Source organism: Streptomyces sp. NPDC006385 (genome assembly GCF_040612485.1).
Lineage (GTDB): Bacteria > Actinomycetota > Actinomycetes > Streptomycetales > Streptomycetaceae > Streptomyces.
On the sequence record NZ_JBEXQG010000172.1, the window covers coordinates 1 to 1722 of the forward strand.

The following is a 1722-nucleotide window of genomic DNA, read 5'->3' on the forward strand; positions in this document are numbered from 1 at the left end:
GCCAGGTCGCCGCGCTCACCCAGGCGATGGGCGCGAAGCACCTGGTCGTCATCCCGTCCTTCTGGCGGGACGACAAGACCGCCGAGATCCTGGAGCCGCCGGAGCTCACCGGCGAGCAGTGGGCGCACCTGACCAAGGGCATGGAGCGGCTCGGTCACGAGGTGCGGGAGGCGTACGGTCTCGACATCGTCGTGCACCCGCACGCCGACACCCACATCGACACCGAGGCCCACGTCGAGCGCTTCCTCGACTCGACCGACTCCGACCTGGTCAACCTGTGCCTGGACACGGGGCACTACGCCTACTGCGGTGGCGACAGCGTCAAGCTGATCGAGACCTACGGCGAGCGCATCGGCTATCTGCACCTCAAGCAGGTGGACCCGGAGATCCTCGCGGACGTGGTGCGGAACGAGATCCCGTTCGGACCCGCGGTCCAGCGCGGTGTGATGTGCGAACCCCCGGGCGGCGTACCGGAGTTGGGGCCGGTCCTGGAGGCCGCGCAGAAACTGAACGTGGACCTGTTCGCCATCGTCGAGCAGGACATGTACCCGTGCGAGCCGGACCGGCCCCTGCCCATCGCCGTCCGCACCCGTAAGTTCCTGAAGTCCTGCGGCGCCTGACGACCCGAAAGGACGGCCGATCGTCATGACCCAGCGCAAGGAGACGCTCGGAGTCGCCGTCATCGGCACCGGAAAGATGGGCGCGGACCATGTGCGCCGTATCGACGAGGTCATCAGCGGGGCACGGGTGACCGCCGTCGTGGACGTCGACGCGGAGCGGGCCGAAGCGGTCGCCGCCCGCGTCGACGGCTGTACCGCCCACACCGACCCGGACGCCGCGATGTCGGCGGCCGACGTCGACGCGGTGGTCATCGCCTCCCCGGGCCCCGCCCACGAGGCGGCGCTCCGCACAGCCTTCGAGCACGATCTGCCGGTGCTGTGCGAGAAGCCGCTCACTCCGGACGCGGCCTCCGCCCTGCGGGTGCTGGAGGCCGAGCAGAAGCTGGGCCACCGCCGGATCCAGGTGGGCTTCATGCGGCGCTACGACGCCGAGTACATGAAGCTCAAGGCCCTTCTGGAGACGGGCCAGTTGGGCCGCCCCCTGATGCTGCACAACCGGCACCGCAACGTCGCCAGCCCACCCGGCTGGACCAGCGCGATGCTCATCAACGACTCGGTGACGCACGAGATGGACGTGACGCGCTGGCTGCTCGGGCACGAGATCACGGCCGTCACCGTGCTCGCCCCGGCGCCGTCCGGCAACGCGCCCGACGGCATCCGGGACCCGCAGTTCGTGGTCTTCGAGACCGACGGCGGCGCGATCGTCGACGTCGAGATCTTCGTCAACTGCGGCTTCGGCTACCAGGTCCAGGCCGAGGTGGTCTGCGAACGCGGCACCGCCCGCGTGGGCGACGGCCACGCCATGGTCACGAACGCGGCCGGCCGCTGGGGCGGCATCATCGCCCAGGACTACATCGAGCGGTTCGCCGACGCCTACGACCGTGAGGTGCAGGCATGGGTGGACGCCACCCGGCGCGGTGAGGTCACCGGCCCCAGCGCCTGGGACGGGTACGCCGTCGCGGCCGTGTGCGAGGCGGGCGTACGGGCGCTGGAGGACGGCGGCCGGGCCGCGGTGGACCTGGTCGACCGGCCCGCGCTGTACCAGGACTGACAGAAGCCGTACCAGGACTCACAGAAACGGTCGGGCGCCGGGGAACTCCCC

The 1722-nt window shown here is 70.7% G+C and carries 2 protein-coding genes; both read left to right on the plus strand.

Annotation, left to right across the window (positions count from 1 at the left end; translation table 11 throughout):
* The coding region (locus ABZ078_RS44350) for a sugar phosphate isomerase/epimerase (RefSeq protein WP_356584380.1) at positions 1–620 on the plus strand (620 nt) is incomplete at its 5' end.
* A gap of 25 nt (positions 621–645) precedes the next feature.
* Positions 646–1671 carry a Gfo/Idh/MocA family oxidoreductase gene (locus ABZ078_RS44355; RefSeq protein ID WP_356584382.1) on the plus strand — a complete coding sequence of 342 codons (1026 nt, stop codon included), beginning with the start codon at positions 646–648 and terminating at the stop codon, positions 1669–1671.
* Positions 1672–1722: the final 51 nt, after the last annotated feature.